Raw genomic sequence first — 17,584 nt, 5'->3', positions numbered from 1 at the left:
CCTCACGATTCCAGTTCTGCGGCAAGCCGTTCCAGCTCGCTCAGCACGAGGTCTTCGACGGTTTCGGCCAGCGCCGCGACGGTGCGCGCGGCCATCACGTCGGCCGGGGTCAGCCGGACGTCGAAGAGCGCGCTGGCTTGGGCGGAGATGTGCAGGCTGCGCAGCGAATCGCCGCCGAGGGAGAAGAAATTGTCGTGCGTGCCGACCCGGTCCGCGCCGAGCACCTCGGCCCAGATCCGGGCGAGCGCGCGCTCGGTCTCCGTCTCCGGTTCGACGTGCCCGGTCTCCGCCGCCCGCGGCGCGGGCAGCGCACGCCGGTCGAGTTTTCCGTTGCCGCTCACCGGAAGCCGGTCGAGCGCGACGAACCGCGACGGCACCAGGTAGTCCGGCAGGGACCGGGCCAGGAACTCCCTGAGCACGCTTTCTTCGGCCGCGGACACGACATAGGCGACCAGCTGCTTGACGCCGGGCTGGTCCTCCCGGACGAGCACCGCGGCCTGCGCCACGTCCGGATGCCGGGCGAGCACGGCCTCGACCTCGCCCGGCTCGACCCGGAACCCGCGCAGTTTGACCTGGTCGTCGCGGCGGCCGAGGAATTCCAGCGTGCCGTCCGGCCGCCAGCGGACGAGGTCGCCGGTGCGGTACATCCGCTCCCCCGGCGGGCCCTCGGGGTCGGCGACGAACCGGTCCGCGGTCAACCCCGGCCGGTCGCGGTAGCCGCGGGCGAGGCCCGCTCCGGCGAGGCACAGTTCGCCGGGCACGCCCGGCGGCACCGGGCGGAGGTCCGCGTCGAGCACCCGGACGCGGGTGCCGTCCAGCGGGCGGCCGATCGGGATCCGGTCCGGCGGCGGCGCGTCCATCGGGTAAGCGGTGGCGAACACCGTCGTCTCGGTCGGGCCGTAGCCGTCGACGACCCGCAGCCCGGGACATGCGGCGAGGACCCGCCGCACGGCCTCGGCCGCGACGACGTCGCCGCCGGTCCAGACCTCGCGCAAGCCGGCGAAGCATTCCGGCGTTTCCTGCGCGAGGACCCGGAACAGCCCGGCGGTGACCCAGACCGCGGTCAGGCCGTGCTCGCGGACGAGATCGCGCAGCAGCGGCGCGTCGAGGCCGGGGTCCGGGCTGGTGACGACCCAGCCGCCGGTCAGCAGCGGGACCCACAGCTCGTAGGTCGAGGCGTCGAACGCGAGCGGCGAATGCAGCAGGACCCGTTCGTGCGCCCCGCCGCGGAACCGGTGGTCGGCGGCCAGCGCCGCGATGTCGCGATGACGCACCACCACGCCCTTCGGCACCCCGGAGGAGCCGGACGTGTACATCACGCAGGCCGCCTGATCCGGGTCGACCGCCACGTTCGGCTCGCCGTCCGGCTCATCGTCCACAGAGGACAGCAGAACGGTCTGTCCGAGCGGATGTTCCTCCGCGGCAACGATGAACCGGACCCCTTCGAGCAGCACGCGCTGCCGTTCGAGCGGAGCGCGCGGGTCGATCGGCAGATACGCGCCGCCCGCCTTCGCCACGGCGAGTTCGGCGACCGCCGCGGCGGCGTGGTCCACCGCGAGCCCGACCGGTTCCTCCGGCCGCAGCCCGAGTCCGGCCAGCCGGTTCGCGAGACGGTTGGCCCGCCGGTTCAGCTCGGCGTAGGTGACCGGTTCGCCGCCGAGGACGGCCGCGAGCGCGTTGGGCCGGACTCGGACCTGCTCGGCGAACAGCTCCGGCAGCGACCGGGGCTCCGGTGCGCCGCCGGGGTCCGCCCGTTCGGCGAGGAGCTGGGTCTCGGCCGCGGTCATCACCGGGACGGCGCCGAGCGTCCGGTCGCCGTCCGCGGTCAGGCCGCTGAGGATTTCCAGCAGCCGGGCCGCGAGACCGGACACCGTCGCGGGGTCGAAGAGCGCCGGGTCGTAGCCGACGTCCACGGTCAGTTCCGAACCGGGCGAGGCGACCACGGTGATCGGGAAGTTCGTCGTCTCCCGGGCCGACAGGTCCCGCACGGTCAGGCCGTGCCCCGCCGCCGCGCCGGTGATCGGGTAGTTCTCGAACACCACCAGGCTGTCGCACAGGTGCACCCCGCCGGGCAGGCCCGCCCAGCCCTGGACGCGCGCCAGCGGGACCTGCCCGTGCCCGCGCGCTTCGGCCTGCGCCGCTTGCAACCGGGCGAGCCAGTCCGCGACCGGAGCGCCGCGGTCCATCGCCACCCGGACCGGCAGGGTGTTGATGAAGATGCCGGGAATGTCGTCCACTCCCGGCACTTCGGCCGGACGTCCGGAGGCGGTCGCCCCGAACACGACGTCGTTCTGTCCACTGTAGACCGACAACAGCAGTGCCCACGCTCCCTGCAGCACGACGTTGTGCGTCAGGCCGTGCCGTTTGACGAACGCGTCCAGCCGGGCGGTGGCGGGCCGGTCCAGGCGGACGGGCAGCCATTCGGCCGAGCACGGGGCGTGGCCGGACGGCGGGGTCCGGTCGCTCGGCAGCTGCGTCGGACCCTCGATCCCGGCGAGCGCGGTCCGCCAGAATTCCTCGGCGGCGGCTTGGTCGTGCTCGCCGAGCCAGGCGAGGTAGTCGCGGAACGGCGGCCGCGACGGCAGCGGCTGCCCGGCGTAGGCGGTGCAGACGTCCGAGAGCACCTGGAAGACGCTCCAGCCGTCGAGGAGGACGTGGTGGAACGTCCACAGCACCAGGACTTCCGTGCCGGACAGCCGGGCGAGCGTGATCCGGGCCAGCGGCGCGACGGCCAGGTCGAGGCCCTGCGCACGGTCTTCGGCGAGCAGCCGCGCCAGCTCCGCGTCGTGGGGGTCCAGATCGGTCCAGTCGAGGTGCCGGACCGGCAGCTCGGCTCCGCGGTGCACGACCTGGACCGGCTCGTCCACGCCGGCCCAGACGAACGACGTGCGCAGGACCGGCGTCCGGTCGACCACCTGCTGCCACGCGCGGCCGAGCCGCTGCGGATCGGTGACGCCTTCGAGCACGAAGGTGGCCTGCTCGAAGTACATGCCCTGCGCGGTCTGCGACAGGCCGTGGAAGACCATCCCGCCCTGCATCGGCGTCAGCGGGTAGATGTCCTCGACGTCCCGGCCCTCGACCAGCTGGTCCACTGCCGCCTGGTCGAGCGCGGCGAGCGGGAAGTCGGACGGGGTGCGTCCGCCCGCGCCCGGTTCGGCGCAGTGCGCGATGATTTCCCGCAGCGCCGTCAGCATCTGCTCGGCCAGGGTTTCGACGGTGTCCCCGGCGGTGGCGTGGGACCAGGTCAGTTCCAGCACGCCCGCTTCGACCCGGCCGACGACGTCGAGCACGTGGGTGCGGGGCGCGTCCGGATCGACGTCGGCGTCCAGGCTGCCGACGCGGAACAGCCCGCCTTCGGCCGCGCTGAACTGGCCGAGGTAGTTGAAGCTCACCTGCGGGTCGATCGCCGGGGCCGTGCCGGTCAGGTAGCGCAATGCGCCGTACCCGATGCCCCGCCGCGGGATGGCGCGCAGCTGTTCCTTGACGGACTTCAGCGCGGGACCCCATTCGTCCGGGACGTCCAGCGCGACCGGGAACATGCTGGTGAACCAGCCGACCGTCCGCGACAGGTCGACGCCCTCGAACAGCGCCTCGCGGCCGTGGCCTTCGAGGTCGACCACTGGGGTTTCGCCGGTCCAGTCCCGCAGGACGCGGCCGAGCGCGGTCAGCAGCACGTCGTTGACCTGCGTCCGGTAGACCTCGGGGACGTCCTGCAGCAGCGCCCGCGTTTCCTCGGCGGTGAGGCGGACGGTGACCTCGCGGGTGTCGGCGATGCGGCCCGGCTCGCCCGGGGGCACCGGCGGGAGGGACTGCCAGTGGGCGAGTTCGTCGTCGAAACCGCCTGCCTCGGCGTGTTCGGCGAGCCGCCGGGCCCAGGCGAGGAACGACGTCGTCTTCGGTTCGAGGTCCTCGCCGCGGTAGGCGGTTTCCAGGTCCTCCAAGAGAATCCGCCATGAAACACCGTCGATGACCAGGTGGTGCGCGGCCAGCAGCAGCCGCCGCCCGTCGAGGACCGCCTGCAGCAGCGGGCCGTGTTTGACGTCGAACGAGGGCTCGCCGACGAGCAGTTCCACCGGACCGGCCGGGCGGCTGTGCTGGGTTTGGCCGAACCGCAGGCGCAGGGCGTCGTGGTGTGCCCAGACTGTTTCGAGGGCGCGACGCAACGCTGTCTCGTCGACGTCCTCGGCGAATTCCAGGACGACCCGCTGGTCGAACCGCTCCGGCTGGGTTTCGAAGTACCACCGCTGGATCGGCGTGAGCGGTGCTTCGCCCACGACGGGTCCTTGCTCGGCCTGCGGCCCGCGGTCTCCCCCGGCGTGTGCGGCCAGGGCGGCCAGCGTCGGATGCCGGAACACCTCGTGCGGCAACAGGGCCAGCCCGGCCCGGCGAGCCCGGGACACGACCTGGATGCTGAGGATCGAGTCGCCGCCGAGTTCGAAGAAGTTCGCCTCGGCCCCGATCTCCTCGACGCCCAGCACCTCCGACCAGATCCCGGCCAGCACCCGTTCGGCTTCGGTCGTCGGGGCCGTGCGGGCGCCGGTCGCGGCGAAGTCCGGGGCGGGCAGGGCGTGCCGGTCGAGTTTTCCGTTGCCGGTCAACGGCAAGCGGTCGAGCCGGACGAACGCGGCCGGGACCATGTAGTCCGGCAGGGTCCGGCCGAGGAACGCGGGCAGTTCGTCGGCGTCGCCGGTGTAGTAGGCGACGAGCCGTTTGACGCCGTGGTCCTCGCGGGCCAGCACGGCGGCCTGGGAGATGCCCGGGTGCGCCGCCAGCGCGGCCTCGACCTCGCCGGGTTCGATCCGGAAGCCGCGGATCTTGACCTGCTCGTCCACGCGGCCGGCGAAGTCCAGTTCGCCTCGCGCGGTCCAGCGGACGAGGTCGCCAGTGCGGTACATCCGCTCCCCCGGCGGTCCGAACGGGTCGGGCAGGAACCGCTCGGCGGTCAGCCCGGGGGCGCCGTGGTAGCCGCGCGCCAGGCCCGGCCCGGCGAGGTGGAGTTCGCCGAGCGCGCCCGGCGGCACCGGCCGCAGGTCGGGGCCGAGGACGTAAGCCCGCGTGTTGTCCAGCGGCTTCCCGATCGGCACGACGTCCGGCACCGGGCCGAGGACCGGATGCGCCAAAGCGAACGTCGTGGTCTCGGTCGGGCCGTAGACGTCCACGACGGTCGTGTCCGGGCAGGTTTCCCGCACCCGCCGCACCGCGGCCGACGGGACCGCGTCGCCGCCGGTCCAGACTTCCCGCAGGCCGCGGAAGATCTCCGGGGCTTCCTTCGCGGCCAGCCGGAACAACCCGGTGGTGAGGAAGGCGGCGTCGACCCGGTGCTCGGCGAACAGGCGGCCGATGGTTTCGAGATCGAGGTCGCCGGGCGGGGCGACGACGACCGTGCCGCCGTTGAGCAGCGGCACCCAAAGTTCGTACGTCGAGGCGTCGAAGGCTTGCGACGCGTGCAGCAGCACCCTCCGATGCCCGGCGAACCGTCGGTCCGCCGCGAGCGCCACGATGTCCCGGCGGGTGGGTGCGACGCCCTTCGGCTTCCCGGTCGAGCCGGAGGTGTACATGACGTACGCCAGGTTGGCCGGGTCCGCCTGCGGGAGGTGCCCGGCCGCGGTCTGCTCGCCGGGCACCACCGTGGGTCCACTGTGGACTTTTGCCGCGGTAGCACGCCAGGAGTCGTCGGTGACCAGGATCTTCACGCCGGCAAGGAGGATTTTGAGCCTCGGCGCCGGGGCGCGGGTGTCGAGCGGCAGGTACGCCGCACCGGCCTTGACGATCGCCAGCTCGGCGACGACCAATCCCGGCGAGCGGTCCATCAGCACGCCGACGAGCGTTTCCGGCCCCGCCCCGAGCGAGACCAGGTACCGCGCGAGCCGATCGGATCGCCGGTCCAGTTCCGCGTAGGTCAGGCAGATCCCGTCGCCCGCCACCGCGACCGCTTCCGGCGCGCGCCGGACGTGCGCGGCGAACAGTTCGGTCAGGTCCTCCGACGGGAGCGGCTGGGCGGTGTCGTTCCACTCGACCAGCACCCGGTGGCGTTCCGCTTCGGTGAGGAGGTCGATGTCTTCCAGCGATCCCGGGCCCGCGCTGAACGCGTCGAGCACGGCGAGGAGCTGCCGGGTGATCCGCTCCGCGGTGCCGGCGTCGAACAGGCCGGGGTCGTAGCCGACGTCCAGGGTGAGCTGCTCCCCCGGCGACGCGACGACGCTGATCGGGTAGTTCGTCGTCTCGGCCGCATCGACGTCGCGCAGCCGCAGTCCGCGCGTCGACGCCTTGTCGATCGGATAGTTCTCGAACACCACGATGCTGTCGAAAAGGCTTCCGCCGCACCCGCTCCAGGCCTGCAGCTTGGTCAGCGGCAGGTGGCCGTAGCGGCGGGATTCGACCTGCGCGGCCTGCAGTCCGGCCAGCCATTCGGTCACGTCGGCCCCGGTCACGGTGGTCCGCACGGGCAGGGTGTTGATGAAGATGCCGGTGATGTCGTCCGCGCCGGGCAGGTCGACCGGACGGCCGGAGACCGTGGTGCCGAAGCAGACGTCGCGCTCGCCGCTGAGCCGCGCCAGCACGAGCGCCCACGCGCCCTGCAGAACGGTGTTGAGCGTGAGACCGGCCCGGCGGGCGAAATCGCGCAGCCGTGCCGAGTTTTCGACCGGCACGCGCAGCCATTCCGACGACCGGGTCGTGTGCGCCTGCGCGGGAGCCCGGTCGTAGGGCAGCCGGGCGGGCGCGACGAGGCTGCCGAGTTCGCGCCGCCAGTGCTCTTCGGCGGCCGCGTCGTCCTGCCGGTCCAGCCAGGCGACGTAGTCGCGGAACGGCGGTCGCTCAGGCGGCTCAGTGCCGGAGTAGGCGGCGAAGACGTCGGACAGCACGCCGAAGACGCTCCAGCCGTCGAGGAGGACGTGATGGAACGTCCACAGCACGCGGACCTCGGTGTCCGACAGCCGGGCGAAAGCCAGGCGCAGCAACGGCATTTCGGTGAGATCGAGCCCGCGCGCCCGGTCCGCGGCGAGCAGGTCCTGCCACGCCCGGTCGCGTTCGTCCGGGGTCCGGTCGCGCCAGTCGTGCCGGGCGATCGGAACCGGGACCCGCCGCCGCACGACCTGGACCGGTTCGGGCACGCCCTCCCAGGCGATCCGCGTCCGCAGCACCGGCGTCCGGTCGACGACCCGCTGCCACGCCCGTTCCAGCGCGGCCAGCTCCTCGACGCCGTCGAGCACGAACCCGACCTGCTGGAAGTAGACGCGCTCGCCGGGCTGGGACAGCGCGTGGAACACCATCCCGGACTGCATCGGCGTCAGCGGGTAGACGTCCTCGACCTCGCGGCCGTCGCCGACCAGTTCGTCCACAGTGGACTGATCGAGGGCGGCCAGCGGGAAGTCCGACGGCGTCCGGCCGCCCGCCGCCGGGTCGGCGCAGTGCCGGATGATCTCGCGCAGCGCGGTCGTCATCGCGGCCGCCAACGTGTCCACAGTGGACCGGGTGTGCACGCCTTCGGCGTAGTACCAGGTCAATTCCAGTTCGCCGGTCTCGACGCGGCCGACGACGTCGAGCAGGTGCGCGCGAGCCGAACGAGGGCTTTCGTCGGATTCGAGCCGGCCGGAGCCGAACTGGCCGAGGTAGTTGAAGCTCACCTGCGGGTCGATCTCCGGCGCGGTGCCAGCCAGATACCGCAGCGCGCCGTAGCCGATCCCGCGCCGCGGCACCGCGCGGAGTTGCTCCTTGACGGACTTGAGCGCCGCGCCCCAGTCGTCCGGGACGTCCAGCGCCACCGGGAAGACGGTGGTGAACCAGCCGACCGTCCGGGACAGGTCGGCGTCCTCGAACAGCTCCTCGCGGCCGTGGCCTTCCAGGTCGACCACGGCGGTCCCGCCGGTCCAGTCGCGCAGGACCCGGCCGAGGGCGGTGAGCAGCACGTCGTTGACCTGCGTGCGGTAGACCTTCGGGACGTCTCGCAGCAGCGCCGCCGTCTCTGTGGCGGACAGCCGGACGGTCACCGAGCGCATCGATGCGACGGTCGCGTCGCCTCGCCCGTCGACCGGCACCGTGGTCCGGCCGGACACGCCGCGCCAGTAGCCGAGTTCGTCGTCGAAGCCGCCCGCGGCAGTGTGTTCGGAGAGCCGGATCGCCCAGTCGCGGAAGGACGTCGTGCGCGGTCCGAGGTCGATCGGTTTGCCCTGCCGTGCCTGGTCATATGCGCGCTCGAAGTCCTCGAGGAGCACGCGCCACGAGACGCCGTCGACCACGAGGTGATGCACGGACAGCCGGTCGTGCTCGAACCGGACCAGCGGCGCTTCGGCACCGACCGGGCCGTTCTCCTGGAGCCAGTGCGTCTCGCCGCGGGCGAAGCGCATCCGGAGCGCGTCGTGGTGGGCCAGCAGCGCCTCGACGGCCGCGTTCGCCGCGTCCGGGTCGAGCGTTCCCAAGCGGACGAACTGGTGGAAGTGGTCCGGTTCGGCGGTTTGCGTCGCGAAGAACCAGCGCTGGATCGGGGTGAGCGGCACCGGGCCGTGGACCGGGCCGCGTTCGACGGCCGTCGTCGCGGTGCGAGCCGCCGCGGCGAGCGCGGCCGGGGTGCGGTGCGCGAACAGGTCGCCCGGCTGCAGCTCCAGTCCGGCCCGGCGGGCGCGGGAGACAACCTGCATGCTCAGGATCGAGTCGCCGCCCAGCTCGAAGAAGTCGTCCGTCGCGCCGACGCGTTCGACGCTGAGCACGTCGGCCCAGATCTCGGCGATGGTGCGTTCGCGCTCGGTGCGCGGTGCGACGTGGTCCCGAGCGCCGAACTCGGGGGTGGGCAACGCCTGCCGGTCGAGTTTCCCGTTGACGTTCACCGGGAAGCGCTCCAGCCGGACGAACGCCGCGGGCACCAGGTAGTCCGGCAGCGTCCGGCCGAGGAATTCCGCCAGGCCGGCGGTTTCGCCGACCACGTAGGCGACCAGCCGCTTCACGCCGCCGTCCTCGCGGGCCAGCACGGCGGCCTGCTCGACGCCGGGATGCTCGCCGAGCGCGGCCTCGATTTCGCTCGGCTCGACCCGGAACCCGCGGATCTTGACCTGCTCGTCCGCCCGGCCGACGAATTCGAGCGCGCCGTCGTCGTTCCAGCGCACCAGGTCGCCGGTGCGGTACATCCGCTCCCCCGGCGGCCCGAACGGATCCGCGACGAACCGGTCGGCGGTCAGCCCGGGCCGGCCGAGGTAGCCGCGCGCCAGTCCCGCGCCGGCGAGGTGCAGTTCGCCGGGCGCGCCGGGCGGGACGAGCCGGAGATCGGCGTCGAGGACGTACGCGCGGGTGTGGTCGAGCGGCCCGCCGATCGGGACGACGTCCGGGATCTCGCCGGGCAGCGGGTGCACGGTCGCGAACGTCGTGGTTTCGGTCGGGCCGTAGACGTCGGCAACCAGGGTGTCCGGGCAGGCCGCCTGGACGCGGCGCAGCGCGGCCGCGGGGACGGCGTCGCCGCCGGTCCAGACTTCCCGCACGCCCGCGAAGACCTCCGGCGATTCCTGCGCGACCAGGCGGAACAGGCCGGTGGTCAGGAACGCGCCGGTCACGCCGTGGGTCGTGAGCGAGCGGCCGAGCGTCTCGACGTCCACGTCTCCCGGCGGGGCCAGCACGACGGCGCCGCCGTTGAGCAGCGGAACCCACAGCTCGTAGGTCGCGGCGTCGAAGGCCTGTTGCGAGTGCAGCAGAATCCGGTCGTGCCGCGCGAATCGCTGGTCGATCGTGAGGGCCACGACGTCGCAATGCCGCGCCGAAACGCCCTTCGGACGGCCGGTCGACCCCGACGTGTAGATGACGTAGGCGAGTTGTTCGGGATCGACGCGGACGCCGGGCGGTGTGTCCGGCGCACTGCGCTCGCCGGTGAGGATGGTCCCGGAGTGGACCTCCTCGGCGGTCGCCAGCCACGCGGCGTCGGCGATCAGTACGGCCGCTTCCGCCTCCTGCAAGAGCAGGCGCAGCCGGTCGGCCGGAGCGCGCAGGTCCAGCGGCAGGTAGGCGCCGCCGGCCTTGACGATCGCGAGTTCCGCGACGACCAGTTCCGGCGAGCGGTTCATCAGGACCGCGACCCGGTCCTCGGCCCGCACGCCCGCCGCGAGCAGCCGATGGGCCAGCCGGTTCGCGCGGACGTCGAGTTCCCGGTAGGTGATCTGCTCGTCGTCCGTCACCAGCGCGACGGCGTCCGGCGTGCGGCGGGCTTGCGCCTCGAACAGCTCCGGCACCGCCTTGGCCGGGAGCGGGCGCGCGGTCTCGTTCCGTTCGGCGAGCAGCTGCTCGATCTCGGTCTCGGACAACATCGGCACGCGGGACACCGGCTCGTGCGGGGCCGCGACCATGCCCCGGACCAGCGCTTCGAGGTGCTTCGCGAGCCGTGCCGCCGCCGGGTCGCCGATCCGCGCCGGGTCGTGCGTGAGAATCATCGACAACCGGCGCCCGGGGTAGGCGACGACGCCCAGCGGGTAGCTCGTGCGCTCGGCCGCGCGGACGTCCCGCAGCTCGGACACCTCGTCGATCGGGTAGTTCTCGAAGACGACGATGCTGTCGAACAGGCTCCCGCCGCCGCTCCACGCCTGCAGCTTCGTCAGGCCGACGTGCCCGAACCGGCGCGATTCCGCTTGCGCTGCTTGAAGATCGCGCAGCCACTCCGAGACCGCGCGCGTGCCGTCGAGCCGGACGCGTACCGGCAGCGTGTTGATGAAGATGCCGGGAATGTCGTCCGCGCCGGGCAATTCCGCCGGACGGCCGGACACCGTCGCGCCGAAGCACACCTCGGTTTCCCCGCTGTAGCGCGCCAGCAACGCGGCCCACGCGCCTTGGACGACGGTGTTGACGGTCAGCCGGTGCCGCCGCGCGAAGGCGTACACCGCGGCGGACGTCTCGTCGTCCAGTTCCACCGGGACCCGGCCGGTCGAACTGGAGGTGTGTGTGCGGACGGCGGGACGTTCGAGGGGCAACGGCGTCGGCGTCACCCCGGCGAGTTCGGCCCGCCAATGCTCCTCGGCGCGCTCGTCGTCTTGCGCGGCGAGCCAGGCCGCGTAGTCGCGGAACGGCGGCCGGACGGGCGGTTCTTCGCCGCGCAGCAGGGCGACGACGTCGGAGAGGATGCCGAAGACGCTCCAGCCGTCGAGCAGGACGTGGTGGAAGGTCCAGAGCACCCGCACTGTCGTGGCGGACTCCTTCGCGATGGCGAGCCGCGCGAGCGGAGCCTGCGCGAGGTCGAACCCTTCCGCCAGGTCCTGTTCCAGTAGATTTGCTAGGGCTTTTTCCGGGTCTACAGCGGACCAGTCCAGATAGGACACTGGAAGATCTATCGCGCGGTGCACGACCTGCAGCGGCTGTGGCACGCCGTCCCACACGATTCGGCTGCGCAGAATGGGGGTCCGCTCGACGATCCGCCGCCAGGCCTCGCCGAGCCGGTGCGGCTCCGGCACGTCGTCCACAGTGAACGAGACCTGTTCGAAGTAGACCCGGTCGCCCGGCTGGGCCAGGTCGTGGAACACCATCCCGGCCTGCATCGGCGTCAGCGGGTAGATGTCCTCGACGTCGCGGCCGTCGCCGACCAGTCGGTCCACTGTGGATTGATCGAGTCCGGCGAGCGGGAAGTCCGACGGCGTCCGGCCGCCCGCGTCCGGCTCGGCGCAATGCCGGACGATCTCGCGCAGCGCCTCGGCCATCGCCGCGGCCAGGCGGTCCACAGTGGACTTCTCGTGGACGCCTTCGGCGTAATGCCACGCCAGTTCCAGCTCGCCGCCCTCGACCCGGCCGACGACCTCCAGCAGGTGCGGACGGACGGTGTCCGGAGAGACGTCCAGCGCGAGTTCCCGGTGCAAGGTCAGATCGCCGGGCAGGTCGAACTGGCCGAGGTAGTTGAAGCTCACCTGAGGTTCGATCACCGGGGCCGTCCCGGCGAGATACCGCAGCGCGCCATAACCGATCCCCCGGCGCGGAACCGCGCGCAGTTGCTCCTTGACTGCCTTCAGCGCCGCGCCCCAGCCGTCCGGAACGTCCAGCACGACCGGGAAGATGCTGGTGAACCAGCCGACCGTCCGCGACAGGTCGACCCCGTCGAACAGTTCCTCGCGGCCGTGCCCTTCGAGGTCGACGACCGGCTGGTGCCCGGTCCAATCCCCCAGCACCCGGCCCAGCGCGGCCAGCAGCACGTCGTTGACCTGCGTCCGGTACGCCTGCGGGACCTCGCGCAGCAACGCGTGCGTCTCGTCCGCGGTGAGCCGGGCGGTGACGACGCGGGCGCGGCCGAACGTGTTCTCCGCCGTGCCGTCGCACGGGAGCGGGACGGGCGCGGGCAGTTCCCACCAGTGCGCGAGTTCGTCGTCGAAGTCGCCCGCCGCCGCGTGCTCGGCCAGCTTCGCCGCCCACTCGCGGAAGGACGTCGTCCGCGGGCCGAGGTCGATCGGTTCCTCCCGCACCGCCTGCTGGTACGCGCGGTCGAGGTCTTCGAGCAGGAGCCGCCACGACACGCCGTCGACCACCAGGTGGTGCGCGGCCAGGTGCAAGGTCCGCGGTTCGCCGGTCAGCGACCATCGCAGCTGCGTGTGGCCTTCGCCGACGGGAGCGTTGTGCTGGTGCCAAGCCTCGCGGTCGCGGCTGAACCGCATCCGCAGCGCGTCGTGCTGCTCGGACAACGCGGCCAGCGCGCGGATCAACGCGGTCAAGTCGACGTCCGCGGGCAGTTCGACGGCGATCGTCTGGTCGAAGCGGTCCGCGCCCAGGCCGAAGTACCAGTGCTGGATCGGAGTCAGGACGACGTCGCCGCTCTCCGGGCCGCGCGCCGGGATCGCGGCAGCCTCGCTGAGGTTCGGGGCGAGCGCGGCGATGGTCTGGTGGCGGAACAGATCGGCGGTCGTCACGCTGAGCCCGGCCTGCCGGGCCCGGGCGCTCACCTGGATGCTCAGGATCGAATCGCCGCCGAGGGCGAAGAAGTTGTCGTCCACACCGACGCGCTCGACGCCGAGCACGTCCGCCCAGATCCCGGCGAGCACGGCCTCCCGTTCGGTACGCGGGGCCACCGTCCGCTCGCTGGCAACCTGCGGCTCCGGCAGCGCGCGGCGGTCGACCTTGCCGTTGGCGGTCAGGGGCAGCTCGGCCAACGGGACGAGCGCCGACGGCACCAGGTAGTCCGGGAGCGTGCGGCCGATCGCCCGGCGGAGGGCCTCGGGGTCGACGTCCGCCGGGACCACATACCCGACCAGCTGCTTGCGTCCGCCGGTCGTCCGGGTCGTCACGAACGCCTGCGCCACGCCTTCTTCGGCGGCCAGCGCGCGTTCGATCTCGGCCGGTTCGACCCGGAAGCCGCGGATCTTGACCTGGTCGTCCACGCGGCCGAGGAATTCGAGCGTTCCGTCGGCGCGCCACCGCCCCCGGTCGCCGGTGCGGTACATCCGGGTCCCGGGCGCGCCGAACGGGTCGGCGACGAACCGCTCCGCGGTCAGGCCGGGCTGGCCGAAGTACCCGCGCGCGAGCCCGGCTCCGGCGATGCAGACCTCGCCGGCCGCGCCGCGCGGCAGCAGCCGGAACCGGTCGTCGACGACGTGGATCTGGACGTCCCGCAGCGGCGTGCCGATCGGGATGACGTCGGGGACCTCCGCCGACATCCGGAACGAGGTGGCGAAGGTGGTGGTCTCGGTCGGGCCGTAGCCGTCCACGACCGCGATCCCCGGGCAGGTGTCGAGGACCCGGCGGACGGCGGGCGGCGGCACGACGTCGCCGCCGGTCCAGACCTCGCGGAGTCCGGCGAAGCACTCCGGGCTTTCCTCGGCGAAGAGGCGGAAGAGGCCCGCGGTCAGCCAGAGCGCGGTGATGTCGTGCTTCGCGACCAGCCGCTGGATCGCGTCGGCGTCCAGGTCACCAGGCGGCGCGACGATCACGGTGCCGCCGTTGAGCAGCGGGACCCACAGTTCGTAGGTCGAGGCGTCGAAGGCCAGCGGGGAATGCAGCAGGACGCGTTCGTGGCCGGTGAAGCGCGGGTCGGTCGCGAGGGCGGTGACGTCCGCGTGGCGCACCGCCACGCCCTTCGGGACGCCGGTAGAACCCGAGGTGTACTCGACGTAGGCCAGGTTTTGGGCGCTCAGCGGGATTTCCGGAGCGGGTTCGTCGAAGTCCGCCACGAGCCGGGTCGTTCCCTTGTGGACGGTTGTGGCGGTGTCGTGCCAGTTCTCGTCGGTGAGCACCAGCTCCACGCCGTCGAGGACGCGGCGCATACGGTCGGCCGGGGCGCGCAGGTCCAGCGGGAGGTACGCGCCGCCAGCCTTGAGGATCGCCAGCACGGCCACGACGAGATCGGCCGAGCGGTCCATCAGCACGCCGACGCGGTCCTCCGGACGGACGCCCTGCCGGACCAGGTGCTGTGCGAGGCCGTTCGCCCGGGACTGCAGTTCCGGGTAGGTCAGGCGGAGGTCGCCGGATATCACCGCCGTGTCGTCCGGTCGTTGCTCGACGCACTGGTCGAACCGCGCGGGCACCGTTTCGGCGGGCGTGTTGTCGCGTTGGCTCGGGAGAAGGAACCGACGGTCCTCGGCCGTGAGCAGCGGGAGGTCGCCCACTCGTCGCGCCGGGTCCTCGGCGATCCCGGTGAGCAGGACTTCGAGGCTCTGCGTGAGCCGTTCGATAGTGGCGGCGTCGAAAAGCGCGGTGGCGTACTCGACGGTGACGCGCAGGCCATCGGGTTGCGGCCAGAACTCGACCACGAGATCGAAGCGCGCCGAGGGCCGCGGCAGGGCGTACTCGCTTACCCGCAGCCCGGCGACCGTGCGGTCCGCCACCAGCGGTCGCTGCAGGACGACGACGGCCTGCACCAGCGGCGTCCGCGACGGGTCGCGTTCCGGCTGCACTTCCTCCACGACGCGGTCGAACGGGACGTCCCCGTGCGCGAACGCGGCCAGCACGGTCTCGCGGAAGTCCGTCAGGAAACGCTCGAACGGCTGCGCACCGTCCACTGCGGACCGCAGCACGAGAGTGTTGACGAAGAACCCGGTCAGCTGCTCGAGTTCGGCCCGGTCGCGTCCGGACACCGCCGTGCCGACCGCGAGGTCCCGCTGCCCGCTGTAGGCGGCCAGGACGACCTGCACGGCCGCGGTCAGGGTCATGAACAACGTCGCGCCCCGCTCCCGGCCCGCTTCGGCGACCCGGCGGACCAGGCCGGCGGGCAGGTCGTGCCGGTGCACCGCGCCTTCGGTGGCGCGCTGCGCGGGTCGCGGGCGGTCGGTCGGCAGCGCGAGGGGTTCGAGGCCGTCGAGGGTCTCGCGCCAGTAGCCGAGCTGGTCGAGGCGTTCGGACGCGAGCCGCCACCGGGTGTAGTCCTGGTAGCCGAGCGGCAGCGGCGGCAGGGCCGCGCCGCCGTAGAGGTCGAGGAGTTCGCCGGTGAGCACGGCGATCGACCGGCCGTCGGTGACGATGTGGTGCTGGCACAGCAGAAGCAGGTGCTCGTCCGGGCCCAGCGAGAACAGGACGGCCCGGGTCAGCGGGCCCGTCCGGAGGTCGAACGGCCTGCGCAGTTCCGCCTTCAGCGTCTCGTCGTCCGGGGCGGAATCCGCTATGCTGACGGGGATTTCCCCGGTGGGCGCGATCCGCTGCATGCCTTGTCCCGCAACGGAATCGAACGTCGTGCGCAGCGATTCGTGCCGGACGCACAGAGAGGCCAGCGCGCCGTGCAGCTTTTCGAGGCCGAGCGGGCCGGACAGGCGGATCCCGACGCCGGTGTTGTACTCGGCGCTGCCGCCGGTCATCTCGTCGAGCAGCCACAACCGCCGCTGCGCCGGGGACAGCGGAAGCAGGTCCCGCGGCGGCTCGACCGGGATCGCCTGGTCGGCTCGCGGGCCGTTTTCCAGCAGCCGCGCGAGTCGCGCCACGCTGGGCGCGTCGAACAGCGCCCGCGCCGAGAGATCCGCGCCGAGCGTGCGCCGCAACCGGGACAATGCCTGCACGGCCAGGATCGAATCGCCGCCCAGCGCGAAGAAATCGTCCTCGACGCCGACGCGGTCCAGGCCCAGCACTTCCGCGACGATCTCGGCGACCGCGCGTTCGGCGCCGGTTCTCGGCGCGCCGCCCTCCGGTTCCGCCGACGGTGCGGGCAGTGCCTTCCGGTCCACTTTTCCGTTGGCGCTCAACGGAAGCTCGTCCAGCACGACGATCGCCGACGGCACCTGGTAACCCGGCAGCACCGCCGCGACCGCGGCTTTCAGGTCTTTCCGCGGCGCGCCCGGCACCAGCACGACGTAGCCGACCAGGCGCTTCGTCCCCGGACCGTCCTCGCGCGCGACGACCACCGCCTCGGCGACGGTGTCGTCCGCGGCGAGCACGCCCTCGATTTCGCCGAGTTCCACCCGGAAGCCGCGGATCTTGACCTGATCGTCGGTGCGGCCGAGGAATTCCAGTTCGCCCTCGTCGTTCCAGCGGACCACGTCGCCGGTGCGGTACATCCGCTCGCCGGGCACGCCGGGATCGGCGACGAACTTCTCCGCCGTCGCCCCGGGACGCGCCCAGTACCCGCGCGCCAGCCCCGCGCCGGCCAGGTGCAGTTCGCCGGATTCGCCGGGAGCGACCGGATCCAGCGCGTCGTCCAGGACGTACGCGCGCACGTCGTCCAGCGGGCGGCCGATCGGCACCGCCCGCACGTCCGCCGACCGCACCGCGTGGGCCGTCATGAAGGTCGTGGTCTCGGTCGGGCCGTACCCGTCGACGACCGTGACGTCCGGGCACGCGCGCAGCACGCGGCGCACCGCTCCGGCCGGGACGACGTCGCCGCCGGTCCAGACCTCTCGCACGCACTGGAAACAGTCCGGCGCTTCCTGCGCGACGACCCGGAAGAGGCCCGCCGTCAGCCAGATCGCGCCCACGTCGTGCCGGGACAGCACCTCGCGGAGGCTCTCCACGTCGAGGTCGCCGGGCGGCGCGACCACCACGGTCCCGCCGGTCAGCAGCGGCACCCACATCTCGTAGGTGGAGGCGTCGAAGGCCGCCGGCGAGTGCAGCAGCACCCGGCGGTGCGCGTCCCCGGCGAATCTCCGGTCCGCCGCGAGCGCGGCGACGTCGCGGTGCCGGACCGCCACCCCCTTGGGCGAACCGGTCGAACCGGAGGTGTGCATGAGATACGCCAGATTGTCCGGATGCACTGGCACCGCGGGGAAATCCGCCTCCGGAAGCTCCCGCCCGAGCGCGACGATCTGTCCACTGTGGATCCTGGTCGCGCGGACCGGGTCGTCGGTGAGCAGCACCGTGACCCCGGCCTCGACCAGCAGCGTCCGCAACCGGCTGTCCGGCGCGCGCCGGTCGAGCGGCACGTACGCCCCGCCCGCGGCGACCACGGCCAGCTCGGCGACGATCAGCCCCGCCGACCGTTCCGCCAGCACCCCGACCCGGTCTTCCGTGCGCAGCCCGAGCCGCAGCAGGCACGCGGCGAGCCTGCCCGCCTCGCCGGCCAGTTCGGCGTACGTCAGCCGGGTCGCCGCGCCGTCCACGGCGAGCGCGTCCGGGGTCTGTCGCACCCGGGCGGCGAACAGCTCGGGCAGGCTGCCCGCACGGCCCGGTTCGGGCGGAATGTCTTGGGCGGTCATGGTTTTCGCTACCTTCCGGGCACACCAAG

Annotated in this window: 1 protein-coding gene; it reads right to left on the bottom strand. The window is 72.7% G+C overall.

The annotated features are described in order from the left end of the window. Nucleotides 1-2: 2 nt before the first annotated feature. Nucleotides 3-17,555 (bottom strand): non-ribosomal peptide synthetase, encoded by a 17,553-nt coding sequence (locus CU254_RS16005; RefSeq protein WP_009077408.1) that lies wholly within the window; start codon nt 17,553-17,555, stop codon nt 3-5. Between the last annotated feature and the right edge of the window lie 29 nt (nt 17,556-17,584).

The sequence above is a fragment of the Amycolatopsis sp. AA4 genome, assembly GCF_002796545.1.
Lineage (GTDB): Bacteria > Actinomycetota > Actinomycetes > Mycobacteriales > Pseudonocardiaceae > Amycolatopsis.
The sequence above is the reverse complement of the archived record's forward strand: the minus strand, read 5'-3'. Positions and strand labels throughout refer to the sequence as shown.

Bases quoted from the DNA above. Each gene is read 5' to 3' on its own strand.
- CU254_RS16005 (WP_009077408.1), bottom strand. From the start codon at position 17,555: ATGACCGCCCAAGACATTCCGCCCGAACCGGGCCGTGCGGGCAGCCTG.